15 protein-coding genes and 3 pseudogenes are annotated in these 16,248 nt (G+C 65.5%); 10 read left to right on the top strand and 8 right to left on the bottom strand.

The window, feature by feature from the left end; translation table 11 throughout:
- Nucleotides 1–16: 16 nt before the first annotated feature.
- The gene (locus LE197_RS01705; protein WP_033968569.1) at nt 17–535 is read left to right on the top strand and encodes an AmiS/UreI family transporter; all 519 of its coding nucleotides are present in this window, start codon (nt 17–19) and stop codon (nt 533–535) included.
- 53 nt (nt 536–588) lie between these two features.
- Here LE197_RS01705 and lecB read toward each other — a convergent pair whose 3' ends face one another.
- A complete protein-coding gene (lecB, locus tag LE197_RS01710) occupies nt 589–936 on the bottom strand; it encodes a fucose-binding lectin LecB (RefSeq protein ID WP_003098728.1) in 348 nt (115 codons plus the stop codon).
- A gap of 467 nt (nt 937–1,403) precedes the next feature.
- On the opposite strand from lecB, the gene LE197_RS01715 reads away from it, so the two are divergent.
- Both LE197_RS01715 and LE197_RS01720 read left to right on the top strand, forming a co-directional pair.
- Nucleotides 1,404–2,462: an HlyD family secretion protein gene (locus tag LE197_RS01715; RefSeq protein WP_042169959.1), complete on the top strand. Its 1,059-nt coding sequence runs from the start codon at nt 1,404–1,406 to the stop codon at nt 2,460–2,462.
- Between the two features lie 22 nt (nt 2,463–2,484).
- Entirely contained in the window at nt 2,485–3,495 is a 1,011-nt protein-coding gene (locus LE197_RS01720) for a DUF2955 domain-containing protein (RefSeq protein ID WP_003119630.1), read from the top strand.
- Nucleotides 3,496–3,499: 4 nt separating this feature from the next.
- On the opposite strand, the gene LE197_RS01725 is transcribed toward LE197_RS01720, so the two are convergent.
- Nucleotides 3,500–4,378: a DMT family transporter gene (locus tag LE197_RS01725; protein ID WP_033975502.1), complete on the bottom strand. Its 879-nt coding sequence runs from the start codon at nt 4,376–4,378 to the stop codon at nt 3,500–3,502.
- A gap of 56 nt (nt 4,379–4,434) precedes the next feature.
- Nucleotides 4,435–5,781, bottom strand: coding sequence for a D-serine ammonia-lyase (gene dsdA, locus LE197_RS01730; RefSeq protein ID WP_059309711.1), 1,347 nt, complete (start codon nt 5,779–5,781; stop codon nt 4,435–4,437).
- A 325-nt stretch (nt 5,782–6,106) separates the two neighbouring features.
- Here dsdA and LE197_RS01735 point away from each other — a divergent pair, with 325 nt between their 5' ends.
- The 3 genes from LE197_RS01735 to LE197_RS01745 all read left to right on the top strand — a co-directional run bounded on the left by LE197_RS01735 (nt 6,107) and on the right by LE197_RS01745 (nt 9,489).
- Nucleotides 6,107–7,348: a glutamine synthetase family protein gene (locus tag LE197_RS01735; RefSeq protein WP_073647204.1), complete on the top strand. Its 1,242-nt coding sequence runs from the start codon at nt 6,107–6,109 to the stop codon at nt 7,346–7,348.
- A 183-nt stretch (nt 7,349–7,531) separates the two neighbouring features.
- Complete coding sequence (locus tag LE197_RS01740) at nt 7,532–8,836, top strand: MFS transporter (protein ID WP_003098737.1); 1,305 nt, start codon at nt 7,532–7,534, stop codon at nt 8,834–8,836.
- A gap of 41 nt (nt 8,837–8,877) precedes the next feature.
- Complete coding sequence (locus LE197_RS01745; RefSeq protein WP_033975497.1) at nt 8,878–9,489, top strand: TIGR04282 family arsenosugar biosynthesis glycosyltransferase; 612 nt, start codon at nt 8,878–8,880, stop codon at nt 9,487–9,489.
- 3 nt (nt 9,490–9,492) lie between these two features.
- On the opposite strand, the pseudogene LE197_RS01750 reads toward LE197_RS01745, so the two are convergent.
- A pseudogene (locus tag LE197_RS01750) lies at nt 9,493–9,588 on the bottom strand (pilus assembly protein PilZ); the annotation flags it as partial.
- A 68-nt stretch (nt 9,589–9,656) separates the two neighbouring features.
- Between LE197_RS01750 and LE197_RS01755 the strand changes: the two are divergent.
- Nucleotides 9,657–11,086, top strand: a pseudogene (locus LE197_RS01755) (IS1182-like element ISPmo1 family transposase).
- Between the two features lie 149 nt (nt 11,087–11,235).
- On the opposite strand, the pseudogene flgZ reads toward LE197_RS01755, so the two are convergent.
- The 4 genes and pseudogenes from flgZ to flgA all read right to left on the bottom strand — a co-directional run.
- A pseudogene (gene flgZ / locus LE197_RS01760) lies at nt 11,236–11,943 on the bottom strand (flagellar brake protein FlgZ); the annotation flags it as partial.
- Nucleotides 11,944–11,971: 28 nt separating this feature from the next.
- Nucleotides 11,972–12,442: a flagella synthesis protein FlgN gene (locus tag LE197_RS01765; RefSeq protein WP_033968578.1), complete on the bottom strand. Its 471-nt coding sequence runs from the start codon at nt 12,440–12,442 to the stop codon at nt 11,972–11,974.
- 54 nt (nt 12,443–12,496) lie between these two features.
- Nucleotides 12,497–12,820, bottom strand: a complete 324-nt coding sequence (flgM, locus tag LE197_RS01770; RefSeq protein ID WP_003098742.1) for a flagellar biosynthesis anti-sigma factor FlgM — start codon at nt 12,818–12,820, stop codon at nt 12,497–12,499.
- 144 nt (nt 12,821–12,964) lie between these two features.
- Nucleotides 12,965–13,663 (bottom strand): flagellar basal body P-ring formation chaperone FlgA, encoded by a 699-nt coding sequence (gene flgA, locus LE197_RS01775; RefSeq protein WP_003122412.1) that lies wholly within the window; start codon nt 13,661–13,663, stop codon nt 12,965–12,967.
- Between the two features lie 131 nt (nt 13,664–13,794).
- Here flgA and LE197_RS01780 point away from each other — a divergent pair, with 131 nt between their 5' ends.
- From LE197_RS01780 to hsbA, 3 genes are all read left to right on the top strand, one after another.
- Complete coding sequence (locus tag LE197_RS01780) at nt 13,795–14,727, top strand: chemotaxis protein CheV (protein ID WP_003098747.1); 933 nt, start codon at nt 13,795–13,797, stop codon at nt 14,725–14,727.
- Nucleotides 14,728–14,803: 76 nt separating this feature from the next.
- Nucleotides 14,804–15,628, top strand: coding sequence for a protein-glutamate O-methyltransferase CheR (gene cheR, locus LE197_RS01785; RefSeq protein WP_003091728.1), 825 nt, complete (start codon nt 14,804–14,806; stop codon nt 15,626–15,628).
- Nucleotides 15,629–15,941: 313 nt separating this feature from the next.
- Nucleotides 15,942–16,247 carry an anti-anti sigma factor HsbA gene (gene hsbA, locus LE197_RS01790; RefSeq protein ID WP_003091727.1) on the top strand — a complete coding sequence of 102 codons (306 nt, stop codon included), beginning with the start codon at nt 15,942–15,944 and terminating at the stop codon, nt 16,245–16,247.
- Nucleotide 16,248 lies beyond the last annotated feature (1 nt).

A 16,248-nucleotide genomic window follows, 5' to 3' on the forward strand; every position in this document is an offset into this window, starting at 1 on the left:
CAAGAGGGGTATCGTCATGATGCTGGGACTGGTTCTGCTGTACGTTGGCGCGGTGCTGTTTCTCAATGCCGTCTGGTTGCTGGGCAAGATCAGCGGTCGGGAGGTGGCGGTGATCAACTTCCTGGTCGGCGTGCTGAGCGCCTGCGTCGCGTTCTACCTGATCTTTTCCGCAGCAGCCGGGCAGGGCTCGCTGAAGGCCGGAGCGCTGACCCTGCTATTCGCTTTTACCTATCTGTGGGTGGCCGCCAACCAGTTCCTCGAGGTGGACGGCAAGGGCCTCGGCTGGTTCTGCCTGTTCGTCAGCCTCACCGCCTGCACCGTGGCGATCGAGTCGTTCGCCGGCGCCAGTGGTCCGTTCGGCCTGTGGAACGCGGTCAACTGGACAGTCTGGGCGTTGCTCTGGTTCTGTTTCTTCCTGCTGCTGGGGCTGTCCCGCGGCATCCAGAAGCCGGTGGCCTACCTGACCCTGGCCAGCGCCATATTCACCGCCTGGTTGCCCGGCCTGCTGCTGCTCGGACAGGTGCTCAAGGCATAGCAGGAAGTCGGAAAGGGATGGCGGCTTGCCGCCATCCCGTCCCTTCCGAACGCCTAGCCGAGCGGCCAGTTGATCACCACGACGGCGTCGTTGTAGTCGTTGTCGGTGCCGTCTTCAGAGCCGACCAGGGCGAAGTTCAGCTCGTTGGTCAGGATTACCTGTGCCGAGACCAGATCCGAGGGGCGGCCGTTGACGCTGACCTGGACCTGTACCTTGCCACTGCTGCCGGAGTTGAGCACCTGGGTGCCGATGACGGCGTTATTGGTGCTTTGCCCGCTGAAGGTCGCGGCCGTCTCGTTGTTGACCAGCACGTTCACCGTCTGGGTTCCGGACGAGTTGGCGAAGGCGGTGACGCCGAACCGGGTGTTGGCGGGAAGGGTGAACACTCCTTGTGTTGCCATGGTGTATCTCCACTGAATACCTGGCCTGCCTTTTCAGGCAGCCGTCTGGCGCGCGGTATGGCGTGTCGGGAGAAATCCGCAGTCCTTGGCGGCAGGCGATGCGCAGGCAGGAAGGACGCATCGTTCAGCCAATCTACGCCGTCGACCGGGCGCGGCCACTGCTAGAGTTCGCAGGAGGGCTACAGGGGGAGCCTGGCACTGGCGATGCATGGCCCGGTGCCGGACTGCGGCAGCGGCCTGCCGTGCCGGCTCGTTCGATTGTTACGCTGTCTGTAACGATCTATTGCCGATGCCGGCAGGCCAGGGGCGATTGTCTCGAAATATACTGCGTCACCTGGTCGCCGCAGCGGCGACGGCTACCCACTGGCCGTCGTCCGGGTCGCCGGTTCCATCCCGGCCGCGCCAACCCCCGCATTCAGGCCCCGCTGCGGCGACTGCATTCCCGCTGGATTCGAGGCTCGTACCCTATGACTCCCGATCAACGATTTGCCCGTTGGGTTCAAGTCGCTATCGCGGTATTCGTGTTGCTGTTCGTCTACTTCCTGGTCGCCGACCTGTGGATGCCGCTCACCCCGCAGGCCCAGTTGACCCGGCCGGTGGTGCGCGTCGCGCCGCGTGTCAGCGGCCAGGTCGCCGAGGTGCTGGTGTCCAACAACGGCCACGTGCAGCCCGGCGAAGTATTGTTCCGCCTCGATCCCGAGCCTTTCCGACTGGCCGTGGGCCAGGCCGAACTGGCACTGGAGGAAGCCGAGCGCACCAACCGCGAACTGGATGCCGCCATCGCCTCGGCCAAAGCCGACCTCCTGGCCGCGCGCAGCAGCGCCGGCGAGCTGGACAGCGAGGCGCGCCGCACCGCCCAACTGGTGCAGCGCCACCATGTGTCGCAGCAGATGCACGAGCAGGTCAGCGCCCAGGCCCAGGCCGCCCGTGCCCGGGTCGCCGCGGCCCAGGCGCGGATCGGCGAGCTGAGCGCGCGACGCGGCACGGCCGGCGAGGACAACCTGCGCCTGCGCCAGGCGCGCAATGCCCTGGCCCAGGCCCGCCTGCAACTGCAATACAGCAGCGTCCGGGCCGACCGCGCCGGGACCCTGAGCAACCTGCAACTGACCCCGGGCACCTACGTTCCGGCCGGTACGCCGGTGGCGGCGGTGGTGGACGATCGCATCGACATCGTCGCCGACTTCCGCGAGAAATCGCTGCGCTACGTGCGCCCTGGCGACCGTGCGGCGGTGGTGTTCGACGCGCGTCCCGGCGAAGTGTTCGGCGCGCGGGTGGCGGCCATCGACGCCGGGGTCAAGGAGGGCCAGCTGGACGCCAACGGCGACCTCGCCGCGCCGGTCACCTCCGACCGCTGGGTCCGCGACGCCCAGCGCCAGCGCCTGCACGTGGTGCTCGACGAACTTCCCGAAGGCTTGCTGCCTACCGGCGCCAAGGCCACCGTGCAGCTCTATCCCGGCGACGGCCTGAGCCACCTGCTCGGTCGCGCGCAGATCGTCGCCATCAGCCTGCTGCACTACGTCTACTGACGCCATGCCGGCCAAGCTCGCGATGTCCGCCAACGACCTGCGCCAGTGCCTGCGCATCGCCGGCGGCGGCACCCTGGGGTTCTTCGTCTGCAAGCTGATGAACTGGGACTACGGCTCGTTCTTCGGCGTCTACCCGATGCTGCTGCTCGGCCTGACGCCGGTGATCAACCTGCACATCGTCCGCCAGTTCCTCGCCAACTCGGTGGTGATCAGCGTCGAGGTACTGGTGCTGTACGGGTTGTTCGGCGACCGGCCGCTGCTGATGACGCCTATCGTCTTCGGCCTCTTCGTCTACCGCTTCGCCCTGATGGCGCGCGGCCCGCTATTCTTCTTCGGCGCACTGAGTTCGGTATTCCTCTCGATGCTGCTGCACTTTGCCAGCTATCCGGACGTCGATCTGTTCGACATGCTCGCCAGCAACATGGTCGCCACCTGGCTGACGGTGGCCATCGCCGTGCTGATGTTCTACCTGTTCCCCGACGTCGAACCGCGGCCGCCGCGCCAGGCGCCGGCCAAGGATGCCCCCAGCCGGCGCCACGAGACGCTGCTCGGGGCCACGGTGGCGACCCTGTCCTTCGTGGTCTTCCAGACCTTCGACCTGAAGGACTCGCTGTCGGCGCAGATCGCCTCGATCCTGGTGTTGTTCCCCATGCACTGGAAGGGCGTGCACTTCGCCGGGCGCATCCGCGCCCTCGGTACGCTGCTCGGCTGTGCGCTGGCGGTGGGCTTGCAGGTGCTGCTCTACGATCACTACGACATCCTGCCCTTCGTCGCCCTGTTGCTGTGGATCTCGGCGATGTTCTGCGCGCGCATCCACATGCTGGAGAACGGCGTACCGGGGATCGGTTTCGGCGCGCTGACCACCCTGGCGATCGTCCTCGGCCAGTACCTGACGCCAACCCACGACATGATGTACAGCGTGCTCTACCGATTTACCTCGGTGTGCTTCGCGGTGCTGATCACGCTGATGACGGTGCTGGTGATCCACCTGTTCCTCAACCGCTTCGCCGCCACCCGGCACTACAGCCACTGAGGCTTCAGGCGCGCCGGCCCGGCCAGTTGACCAGCGCGACGCCGAGCATCACCAGCAGCATGCCGCCGATCGCTGCCGGCGCCAGGCGCTCGTCGAACAGCAGCCAGGAGGCCAGCGCGGTCACTGGCGGCACCAGGTAGAACAGGCTCGCCACCTTCGACGCGGCGCCATGCCGGATCAACGTGTAGAGCAGGCCGACGGCGCCGAACGAGAGCCCCAGCACCAGCCAGCCGAGGGTCAGCACGAACGGCGTGCTCCACTGCACCTCGCGGCTTTCGAAAAGCAGCGCGGCGAGGCCGAGCAGGGCGCCGCTGGCCAGGTACTGGACGACGCCGCCGGTGCGCAGGTCCATGCCGCCGCAGAAGCGCTTCTGGTACAGCGTGCCGCAGGTGATCGCCGCCAGCGCCATCAGCACCGCGCCCCAGGCCAGGCCGTCGGCGCCACCGTGGATGCGGCCGAGCACCACCAGGGCTACGCCAGCCAGGCCGAGCGCCAGCCCCAGCCATTGCCGGCGGCTGACCCGCTCGCCGAGCCAGATGCCGGCCAGGGCCGCGGTAGCCAGCGGTTGCAGGCCGACCAACAGGGAGGTCAGGCCGGCCGACATGCCGTGCTCGATGGCGAGGAACACCCCGCCCAGGTACAGGCCATGGACCAGCAGGCCGGCGACCGCGACATGCCCGGCCAGCCGTGCCGAGCCCGGCCAGGGCGCACCGCTGAGCAGGGCGAAGGCGGCCAGCAGGGCGGCCGCGAGGAGCAGGCGGATGGCCAGGAAGGTGAAGGGCTCGGCGTACGGCAGGCCGAACTTGGCGCCGAGGAATCCAGTGCTCCAGAGCAGCACGAAGAGCAGCGGCATGCCGCTGCCGAGCCAGGCGGGTGTGCGCATGCAAGGTCCTCGTCGGGAGGTGGCGGGACGGTCGTGGCGCCCCGCGCGTGTCGGTGTCAGTCCAGCAGCGAGCGGCCTCGCTCCAGGTAGGCGCGCATTTCCGCCTCGGGCACCATGCCGCCGCCAGTGGCCCAGACCAGGTGGGTGGCATTGGCCAGGCGCGCCGAGGTCAGCCCCATGCGTTCGCGATAGCCCTGCGGCTCACGGGTGACCCGGGCGATGCCTGGCGCGCCGGCCAGGGCCGAAGGCTCCAGGCGGATGCCCTGGCTGCGTTCGAGCAACGCGAGCAGGCGGAACAGTTCGTCGTCGTCCACCGTGTAGTAGCCGTCGAGCAGGCGCTGCATGGCGCGGCCGACGAAACCCGACGGACGCCCCACCGCCAGGCCATCGGCGGCGGTGCGGTTGTCGATGCCGAAGTCCTGCACCGAAACCTGCTCGTGGCGGCCGGTATAGACGCCGAGGAACATGCAGGGCGAATGGGTCGGCTCGGCGAACAGGCAGTGCGCCGCGTCGCCGAACGCCAGCTTGAGGCCGAAGGCCACCCCGCCGGGACCGCCGCCGACCCCGCAGGGCAGGTGGACGAACAGCGGGTGCTCGCTGTCGACGCGGATGCCGGCGGCGTCCAGCTGGCCGCGCAGTCGCTCGGCGGCGACGGCGTAGCCGAGGAACAGGTCGCGGGAGTTTTCGTCGTCGACGAAATGGGTGTAGGGATCGCCGGCCGCCTCGCGGCGGCCCTGTTCCACCGCGACACTGTAGTCGGAGGCGTACTCCACCACCGTCACGCCGTGGGCGCGCAGCCTGTCCTTCTTCCACTGGCGGGCGTCGGCGGACATGTGCACGCTGGCCTGGAAGCCCAGCGCGGCGCCGATGATGCCGATGGAAAGGCCCAGGTTGCCGGTGGAGCCCACCGCTATCCGGTGGCGGGCGAAGAATGCCCGGCAATCCGCCTCGGCCAGCCGCGAGTAGTCGTCGTCGAGGCCGACCAGGCCGTGCTCCAGGGCCAGGCGCTCGGCATGGGCGAGCACTTCATAGATGCCGCCGCGGGCCTTGATCGAGCCGGAAATCGGCAGGTGGCTATCGCGTTTCAGCCAGAGCCGGCCGGGCAGTTCGGTGGCGTAATGCTGGCGCAGGGCGTCGTGGAAGGCGGCGACTTCGACCAGGTCGGACTCGATGATGCCGCCGCTGGCGGCGGTTTCCGGAAACAGCCGGGCGATCAGCGGGGCGAAGCGCTGCAGGCGGGCGCTGGCGTCGGCCACGTCGGCGGGGCCGAGGCCGACGTCGGCCAGGGCTTCGGCGCTCGGCGCGATGGCCGGGTTGAACCACTCGCTCGGGCGCAGGGCGATCAGGTCGGCCAGGCGCGGGAACTCGGCGAGCCAGTCGGCCTTGGGTGTTCCGAGAATCAACGGCAGTACTCCTGTGGCGGGTAGGGCAGCGAAGGCACAGAGGATATACGCCTGGCCGGCGTTTTTCCTCGTACCCGGCAGGCAAGGCAGAACGCCTCTGCAGCGAAAGGCTTTGCACACGCGAGAATGTGCCGCATGCTTGATATCTTGAACAAGCGATGCGTATTTTGTACGCGGCCGCCACCCGGTGCGGCATCCGCGATACCAACAAGGATAAGAAGTCATGACTATCGAAGGCCAAGGCTCACTCGCCGAACGGCTGGCTGGAGTTGAAGAAATCGAATGCGTCACCCCCGACCTCAACGGGGTGCCGCGCGGCAAGGTGATGACCGGCGAGGGCTTCCTCAGCGGCCGGCGCCTGCAACTCGCCCGTGGCGTGCTGCTGCAATGCATCATGGGCGGCTACCCGCCGGCGCGCTTCTATGGCAGCGACGATGGCGACCTGGCGCTGGTCGCCGAGCCGACCCAGGTCCATCGCCTGCCCTGGAGCAACACTCCGCGCGCCTTCGCCATCTGCGACGCGCAGGAACTGGATGGCACGCCGTCCGGGCTGTCCACCCGCGGCCTGCTCAAGCAGGTGGTGGCGCGCTACGCCGCCCACGGCTGGCAGCCGGTGGTGGCCACCGAACTGGAGTTCTTCGTCTTCGCCCCGAACACCGATCCCAACGAGCCGTTCCAGGCCCCGTTGGGGCCGGATGGCCGGCGCGAGCTGGGCTATTCGGCCTTCAGCGTGTCTTCCAACAACGGCCTGCGACCGTTCTTCGAAGACGTCTATCGCTGCATGGATGCGCTGGGCCTGGTGCGCGACACCTTCATGCACGAGATGGGCACCAGCCAGTTCGAGATCAACTTCCTGCATGGCGACCCGGTCCTGCTGGCCGACCAGACCTTCCTCTTCAAGCACCTGCTCAAGGAGGTCGCGCTCAAGCACGGCCTGATCGTGGTGTGCATGGCCAAGCCGCTGGCGAAGACGCCGGGCAGCTCGATGCACATCCACCAGAGCATCGTCGAGCTGGACGGCGGGCGAAACATCTTCAGCGAAGCCGATGGCGAGCCTTCCGCCGCGTTCCGCCACTTCATCGGCGGCCAGCAGGCCTGCCTGGCGGACTTCACGCCCTTCTTCGCGCCGCATGTGAACTCCTTCCAGCGCCTCTGCCATCCCTACGCTTCGCCGAACAACGCCTGCTGGTCCCACGACAACCGCGCCGCCGGCCTGCGCATCCCGGCCAGCGGACCCTCCGCGCGGCGCGTCGAGAATCGCCTGCCGGGCGCCGACGCCAACCCCTACCTGGCCATCGCCGCCAGCCTGGCCGCCGGTCTCTACGGCCTGGAGCACGAACTGGAGCCGAGCCCGGCGATCCAGGGTGAGTTCGAGGTACCGGAGGAACTGACCCTGCCTTGCACCATGTACGACGCACTGCGGCGGCTGAAAGGCAGCGCGCTGGCGCGCGAACTGTTCGGCAGCGAGTTCGTCGAAGGCTACGTGGCGACCAAGAGCATGGAGCTGACCAGCTTCTTCGACGAGATCAGTCCCTGGGAACGTCGCGTCCTGGCAGCCCAGGCCTGATCCACCGTGGTACTTTCCTAGCCCTGTGTCACCCCCTGCCGCCTCGCGGCGGCAGGGTCGTGGTGTCGGGTGCCGGCTTCGGCATCCCGCGTCCTGTCCCGGGGCCTCCCCGGGACTCCAACGCTGTGCGAGCCGGGCAGTCCACGAGCGGCGCCGGCTCCCTTGTACGGGACCGGAGGTCCGATGCGGCGGATTTTCTTCTCTTTTCGCGCTCTCTATTTCGCCACCCTGCTGATGCTCACCGGCTCCGGCCTGCTCAGCACCTACCTGGCGCTGCGCCTGGCGGCGGACAAGGTCGACGGCCTGTGGGTCGGCGCGCTGATGGCAGCCAACTACTTCGGCCTGGTGCTGGGCGGCAAGGTCGGTCACCGGCTGATCGCCCGGGTCGGCCACATCCGCGCCTACGTTGCCTGCGCCGGGGTGGTCACCGCCGCGGTCCTCGGCCATGGCCTGCTGCCCTGGCTGCCGGCGTGGATCGCCTTGCGCATGGTGATGGGCCTGGGCCTGATGTGCCAGTACATGGTGATCGAGAGCTGGCTCAACGAGCAGGCCGATGCCAGCCAGCGCGGCGCGGTATTCGGCGGCTACATGGCGGCTTCCTACCTGGGCCTGGTGCTCGGCCAGATGATCCTGGTGGCGCATCCGCAACTGGGGCCGGAATTGCTGATGCTGGTGGCCTTCTGCTTCGCCCTGTGCCTGGTGCCGCTGGCCCTGACCCACAAGATCCACCCCGCGGCGCTGCGCCCGGCGCCGCTCGAACCACGCTTCTTCATCCGCCGGGTGCCGCAGTCGCTGACCACCGTATTGGTCTCGGGGCTGGTGGTCGGCTCCTTCTATGGCCTGGCGCCGCTGTACGCCAACCAGTTGGGACTGCCCAACGAGCAGGTCGGCCTGTACATGGGCGCCTGCATCTTCGCCGGGCTGCTGGTGCAGTGGCCGCTCGGCTGGCTGTCCGATCGTCGCGACCGCGCCTGGCTGATCCGCGCCTGCGCCATCCTGCTGTGTCTGTTCGCCTTGCCGCTGGCATTGTTGCAACAGATGCCGCTGGCGTTGCTGCTGGCCCTGGGAATCGCCGCGAGCATGTTGCAGTTCACTCTCTATCCGCTGGCAGTGGCCTTTTCCAACGACCATGTGGAGACCGAGCGACGGGTTTCGCTGACCGCCATGCTGCTGGTGACCTTCGGCGTCGGCGCCTGCATCGGGCCGCTGGCGGCCGGCGCGCTGATGCGGCTGTTTGGCGCTAACATGCTATATGCGTTCGTCAGCGCCTGCGCGCTGATCCTGGTCTGGCGGGTGCATCCGGAGAAGGTCAGCGGCCTGCACCGGGTCGACGACGCGCCGCTGCACCACGTGCCGACCCCGGACAACATGACCAGCTCCCCGCTGGTCGCGGCGCTCGATCCGCGGGTAGACGAACAGGCGGTGCAGGAGCAGATGGTCGATGGCGAGCCCGACGCGCCGCAGGCCGACGGTGCGACGCAGAACTGAACTCCGCTCGCCGCGGGAGCCGATAGGCAGGAGAGGTTGCGATGAGTCCGACGCCTTCCCTTCACCTGATGGTGCGCAACCTGCCGCCCGGACAGCGGCGGCCGAAGATCGCCCAGGCCATCGGTGAGGAGAGTGCATGGCGTCTGCAGCGGGTACTGCTGGAACGCGCCCTGCGCCTGCCCGATCGCGGTTTCAGCGCCCGCATCCTCTGGTTCGACGATGATCTGGACAGCGATCTGCAGGCGCTGGCGGTGGAGTTGGGCTGGAGCCTGATGAGCCAGCCGGCCGGCGATCCCGGCGAGCGCATGCGGCGTATCGCGGCGCTGGGGTTGGCGGAAAGCGAGGCGGTACTGCTGATTCGCCACGACTGCCCGGTGCTGGACGGCGACTACCTGGAAGCGGCCTGCACCGCCCTGGGCCGCCACCAGGCGGTGCTGGGGCCGGTGGAGCGGGGCGGCTACGCGCTGCTCGGCCTGACCCGGGTCGACCCGCTGTTGTTCGAGTCGATGCCCTGGGGCGGAGACCGCCTGCTGGCGCTGACCTGCGAGCGTCTCCGGCAACTGGGCTGGGAACATCATCTGTTGCCGGCGCTCTGGGACGTCGACCGTCCCGAGGACCTGCCGCGCCTGGCGGCGCTGGGGCTGGTCCTGTGAAACTCAGAACAGTTCGTCTTTCTCGAAGCGCCGCGCTTCGCGCTGCAACTGGTAGACGAAGCGATCCACCTGGCGCTGGGCGAGGCCGCTCATCTCACCAGAGTGTGTAAAAACATCCCGGTAAACCCTTGCTATGATTTCCGAGAATCTCATCGCAAGGGACGCCCATGAAACGGTTTATCCAGGGTGAACATCGAGGTCAAAGCACCTTACTTCCCGAAAGCCTCGACGACTACGTCAGCGATACCAATCCGGTTCGGGTGGTTGACGTTTTCGTCGATGAACTCGATTTGGCCAATCTAGGTTTTGATGGCGTCATTCCAGCCGAAACCGGCAGACCTGCCTACCACCCGGCGATCCTGCTGAAGATCTACATCTACGGTTACCTAAACCGAATTCAATCGAGCCGACGTCTGGAGCGAGAAGCCCAGCGCAACGTCGAACTCATGTGGCTAACCGGGCGTTTGATGCCCGATTTCAAGACCATCGCCAACTTCCGAAAAGACAACAGCAAGGCCATTCGCGGCGTCTGCCGCCAGTTCGTTTTGCTCTGCCAGCAGTTGGGGTTGTTTGACGAAAACCTGGTTGCCATCGACGGCAGCAAATTCAAGGCAGTGAACAACCGTGACCGCAATTTCACCAGCGCCAAACTGAAGCGGCGCATGGAAGAAATCGAGGCGAGCATCGGCCGTTATTTGGCTGCGCTCGATGCGGCTGATCGACAGATTCCTAGCGCCTCCGCGCCAGACATTGCCAGCCTGGAAGATAAAATCGCCAAGCTCAAATCGCAGATGAAAGAGCTTCAAGGGATCGAAACTCAGCTCAACGATTCCCCTGACAAACAGGTTTCGCTGACCGACCCGGATGCCCGTTCGATGATGACGCGCGGCAGCGGTATCGTCGGCTACAACGTGCAGACGGCGGTCGATACGCAGCACCATTTGATTGTTGCTCATGAGGTCACCAACAGAGGTTCTGACCGCGACCAACTCAGCTCGATGGCCAAGCAAGCTAGGGAAGCCATTGGCGCAGAAACATTGTCGGTAGTCGCCGACCGAGGCTACTTCAAGGGTGAAGAAATCCTCGCCTGTCACGATGCAAACATCACCGCTTATGTGCCAAAGCCGATGACTTCAAGCGCCAAGGCTGATGGCCGGTTCAACAAAGATGCCTTCGTTTATGACGCGACGAAAACGAATATACATGCCCGGCTGGAGAGGCACTGATTTGGCGATTCTCCAGCGTTGAGAAAGGCATGAATATGCACTGTTACTGGAGTTCAAAGTGCCAGAGTTGCGCGCTGAAAACCCAGTGCACGCCAAGCACAAATCGTCGAGTAAGGCGCTGGGAACATGAAGCGGTGCTGGAGGAAATGCAACGCCGGCTGAACCAAGCACCGGAGATGATGCGGGTTCGAAAACGGACTGTTGAGCATCCCTTCGGGACGCTCAAACAATGGATGGGAGCAACGCACTTCCTGACTCGAAAACTGAATGGGGTGAGCGCAGAAATGAGCTTGAATGTGCTCGCCTACAACTTGAAGCGGGTGATGAAAATCATCGGCACCGAAGGCTTGTTGAAGGCGATGGCGGCGTAAAAGCCCAGCTTTTACTGCCCCAAGAGGTGCCAAAGCGCTTCATACGCGCTCTGAAGCGTTACCGGCGCTGATCGTGGTAAATAATCGGGAAATCGCCACGCCCAGGAGCAATGGGCTGAAGCACGCAAGATAAGAAAGTGTTTTTACACACTCTGCTCACTGAAGCGGACGCCGGCGAAGGTCGCGTCGAGCTTTTCGTCGAAGCGCACGTGACGCAGTTCGATCGCGCTACTGATCGCGCCCTGTGGCAGCTGGGCGCTGAAGTCTTCGTAGATCTCGCCGGGATGCAGGCGTTCGGCGACATTGCCGGCGAAGCGCAGCTTGGCGCCGGTGGCGGAGATATCCAGCAGTTGTCCGCTCAGCGGCGCGTGGAGTTTTTCCCCGGCGATTTCCGCGGCGATCGGCTGGCTCTGCTTGATGCTGGCGCGGTAGGCGTTGCGGCGCTGGTGGTAGAGCACTTCGGCGGGAAGGGCGGTCCAGTAGCAGGGGACGCCGTCGTGTTCGCCGAACTGCACCGGGCGCTCGCATTCCCAGGCGATACGCACGCCTTCGTGGAAGGCTTCGACGCGAAACGCCTCGCCGTTCTGCAGGAAACGTTCGCCGGTGTTGGGGATTAGTTCGTCGAGCGCGACCATCCCGCGGTCGCGGTCGATGTCCACCAGGAAGCTCTGGAAGCGCTGGTTGCGATCGGCAAAGGTGATCAGCAGGGAGTCGCGGCTATCCTGCAACAGGCGCAGGTTGGCCTGAATTTCCACGGGTGCCTTGAGCACCTTCGGGGGTTGCGGCCCCGCTTCTTCGACGAACGGGTTGGGCACCTTCAATGCTCTCCTGGGGCACGAATGCCTCAATGATAGCACTGTGCCTTGATACGTGTGCTGGTCGGGTTCAGGCCTGGCTGAGCGGGCGTTGCCGGCTGCTCGAGGCGGTGCTGCCGCGGCTGTCGTACAGGCTCGGGGCGTCCTGCCCGCGGAGGATGTTCAGCAGGCTGCCGGTGGAAGCCTGGTTGGCGCGGATGATCCGCCCGTTACGCAGATTGGCCTGCTGGCAACGCTCCAGCAGTTCGCCCAGTTCGTCGCCGCGCGCCAGCAGCTCGGCGCCATCCGCGCGCTCGCGGGCATAGCGGGCAAGGCCTTCGCGGTCGAGGGAAACGCCGGCTTCGCGGAGGATTTCCGCGCGGGCCCGGCCATTTCGCTCCAGTTGCTGCATCAGTGGCTGCTTGGCCCCGAGAAGCTGTTGCAGGACCGGCAGCTCGCGCCGTTCCAAGGCCTGGAATTCTTCGTCGACCAACTGCAGGAGTTGGCTGGCGTGGCCGATATCCTCGGCGAACAGATCGAGCAGGGTAGGGGAGTCAGGCATCTCGGGCTCGGGAGTTCATTCGGCGTCCAATGTCCTCCAGCGCGTCCTTCGAGGTCAGCGCTGGGATTCGAAGTCGAGCAGCTTGCTGGCAACACGCTCGCTGTCGACCTGATAGGTGCCATCGGCGATCGCTTGCTTGATCCGGGCAACCTTATCGTTGTCGACCACCGGCAGGGTCTGCAGCTGGTCCGTGACTTTCTGCATGTTCTGGGCGGTTTCGCTGATCTGCACCGACTCGCCGCTCTTCGGCGCGGAAGTCGCGGCCTGGCCTGCCTTGTCGGCGCCAGTGGCGTCGGGGCGACCTGCGGCGGTGCTGCCGGTACGGCCGGTGGTGGCTGGCGTGCTGCCGGGGTTCAGCCGGTTGAAGTCGATGACCATGGTTGTAAACCTCGAAGGTATTGGACGCTTGCCTAGCTTTTCGGCGAAGGCTTGAAAAACTTTAGGACTTATTTTCGTGCGTCGTTTCCCAGTTTAGAGAAACCCGCCGGGGTAGCGCCAGCGCTACCGGCCACGGCTTTCCCTCTACATATTCACCTCGACCGTGCCGGGTTCTATCACGCGGGCCTTGATTACCCGCTGCGAGCGCAGGTTGCGCACGCGGATCTGCTGGCCCGGGGCGCCATCGGACAGCGCCTCGCCGGGCATCTTGACGTTGATGGTGGCGGTGCGTGCGAGGATCACCACCTGGTCGCCTTTGCGCACGGCCTCGGCCTGCTCGAGGAAGACCGGCGCCAGTACCTGGTCGTTGACCACCGGTCGGCGCAGCTTCTGCCCGACGACGCGGGCCGGATCGGTCAGGTAGCCCTGGGTCAGCAGGCCGACGTCGCGCTCGACCAGGGCGATGTCGGCATCCTCCAGCACGTGCGCGCGCTTGAGCGGCTGCACCGCGACCACCACCTGGCGGAACAGTTTCACCTGAGCCGGCATGAAGATGGTCCAGGGCGCACTGCCTTCGCAACTGATGCGCACGGTGACCCTGCCGATCGGTTGTGCCGGACTTTCCTGGCTGAGCGTCAAGTCCCTGTCGCATTCGGCCAGGCGCAAGCGCGGGTCGACGCGATTGACCTGAATCTGGTAGCGCCCGTCGAGTCCGCTATTCTGCAGATATTCTTCTACCTTGAATTCAAGAAACCCCTGGGTGGAGCCGATAAGTACCTCGGGAGCGGTAAAACCCTGGGCCTGGCTGTTGTTAGCCGCGCACAGGTAGCCGAGCCCGAGCAAAACGGGTAAAAACCGTAGAGAAGTATGGCTACGTGCCATTATTCGTCGAAAAACTGTCGTTGCCTGTTTCATGCAACGGGTTAAGCAATGGTCGTGCCGGAGTCCGGCACGACCGTCTGAGGGGAGCGCCAATGGCCGGTGTTTTGGATTCAGTCAACCAGCGTACGCAGTTGGTCGGACAGAACCGTCTGGAGCTGCTTCTGTTCCGCCTGGACGGCAACCAGCTCTACGGCATCAACGTGTTCAAGGTGAAAGAGGTGTTGCAGTGCCCGCGCCTGACGGTGATGCCCAAGTCCAGCCCGGTGGTGCGCGGGGTGGCGAACATCCGCGGAGGCACCATTCCGATCCTCGACCTGGCGCTGGCCACCGGCCGCCGCGGGTTGCAGGACCTGACCAACAGCTTCGCGATCATCACCGAGTACAACACCAAGGTGCAGGGCTTCCTGGTGCGCTCGGTGGAGCGCATCGTCAACATGAACTGGGAAGAGATCCATCCGCCACCCAAGGGCGCCGGCCGCGAGCATTACCTGACCGCGGTGACCCGGGTGGACAAGCAGTTGGTGGAAATCATCGACGTGGAAAAAGTGCTCGCGGAGGTCGCACCGACGTCCGAGGAAGTGTCCCACGGAGTGGTGGACGCCGAGACCCAGAGCCGTGCGGTGACCAAGCGGGTGCTGGTGGTGGACGATTCGTCGGTGGCGCGCAAGCAGGTGATCCGTTGCCTGGAGGCGGTCGGCGTGGAAATGACCGCGCTCAACGACGGGCGCCAGGCCCTGGAGTACCTGCAGAACATGCTCTCCGAGGGACGGCGTCCGGAAGACGAGTTGCTGATGCTGATCTCCGACATCGAAATGCCGGAAATGGACGGTTATACCCTGACGGCGGAAATCCGTAGCGATCCCCGCCTGCAGAAACTGCACATTCTCTTGCATACTTCGTTGTCCGGGGTCTTCAACCAGGCGATGGTGAAGAAGGTCGGTGCGGACGACTTCCTCGCCAAGTTCCGTCCGGACGATCTGGCGGCGCGGGTGGTGGAGCGGATCAAGGCGGTGGACGCGGGCTGAGCGATCGGCCCTCGACAACAATGTGAATACGGGCGGCCGGCTGCGTTCCGGTCGCCCAGGGCGAAGAGGCTTATGCGTGTCGGCAGCTAATGCGGATTTCGAGTTGTTCAGGGTCTTCCTCGAGAAGACCTGCGGCATTGTGCTGGGCAGCAACAAGCAGTACCTGGTCTCGAGCCGGCTGAACAAGCTGATGGAGCAGCAGGGCATCAAGAGCCTGGGAGAGCTGGTGCAGCGCATCCAGACCCAGCGCGGCGGCCTGCGCGAGATGGTGGTGGACGCGATGACCACCAACGAGACCCTGTGGTTTCGCGATACCTACCCGTTCGAGGTACTCAAGCAGCGGGTTCTTCCCGAACTGATCAAGGCCAACGGCGGGCAGCGCCTGCGGATCTGGTCGGCGGCCTGTTCGTCCGGCCAGGAGCCGTACTCGCTGTCGATGGCCATCGACGAGTTCGAGAAGACCAACCTGGGGCAGTTGAAGGCGGGCGTGCAGATCGTCGCCACCGACCTGTCGGGGTCGATGCTCACCGCCGCCAAGGCCGGCGAATACGACACCCTGGCGATGGGCCGCGGTCTGTCCCCGGAGCGTCTGCAACGCTATTTCGACGCCAAGGGGCCGGGGCGCTGGGCGGTCAAGCCGGCGATCCGCAGCCGCGTCGAGTTCCGTGCCCTGAACCTGCTGGACAGCTACGCCAGCCTCGGCAAGTTCGACATGGTGTTCTGCCGCAACGTGCTGATCTATTTCTCCGCCGAGGTGAAGCGCGACATCCTGCTGCGCATCCATGGCACGCTCAAGCCTGGCGGCTACCTGTTCCTCGGCGCCTCCGAGGCGTTGAACAACCTGCCCGACCACTACCAGATGGTGCAGTGCAGCCCGGGCATCATCTACCGGGCCAAGTAGCGCAGGAAGCGGACCCGCACCAGGATGCGCCGGGGGTGACCTGGCAGCCTGGCGCGGGTCCGCTTGGGACGGGCAGGTGGGACGAGACTTTCGCCCACTGCCCAGGCTCCGAGCGCCACGCGCGGCGGCGCCGTCGCAGCCCGCTCGGCACAGGACGGCTGGCTCGGAGCGGGGCAGTTTAGGACTGCGCGATCTAGTTGTATTGACAGATATTTCTGATAGTCAGGTGATCTGGCAAGTTGCCGCTTTGCCGGGGAACTGCTTACATGATTCAAGCGTTCCCTCGATCCGTCACGCCTACCAGGAGACTTCCATGGCCATCACTGCGCTGCCCTCGGCCGATGGGCAAGAGTTGACCATCCAGATCCAGGGGCGCTTCGACTTCGGGGCCCATCAGGATTTCCGCGACGCCTACGAGCGCGTCGCGATCACTCCGCGACGCTATGTCGTCGACCTGCGCAACGCCACCTACCTGGACAGCTCGGCCCTCGGCATGCTCCTGCTGCTGCGCGACCACGCCGGCGGCGAGAACGCGCAGATCAGCCTGGCGAACTGCAGCCCGGAAGTGCGCAAGATCCTCGCCATCTCCAACTTCGAGCAGTTGTTCAAGATCAGCTGAG

This window comes from Pseudomonas sp. PS1(2021), assembly GCF_020405165.1.
Lineage (GTDB): Bacteria > Pseudomonadota > Gammaproteobacteria > Pseudomonadales > Pseudomonadaceae > Pseudomonas > Pseudomonas aeruginosa.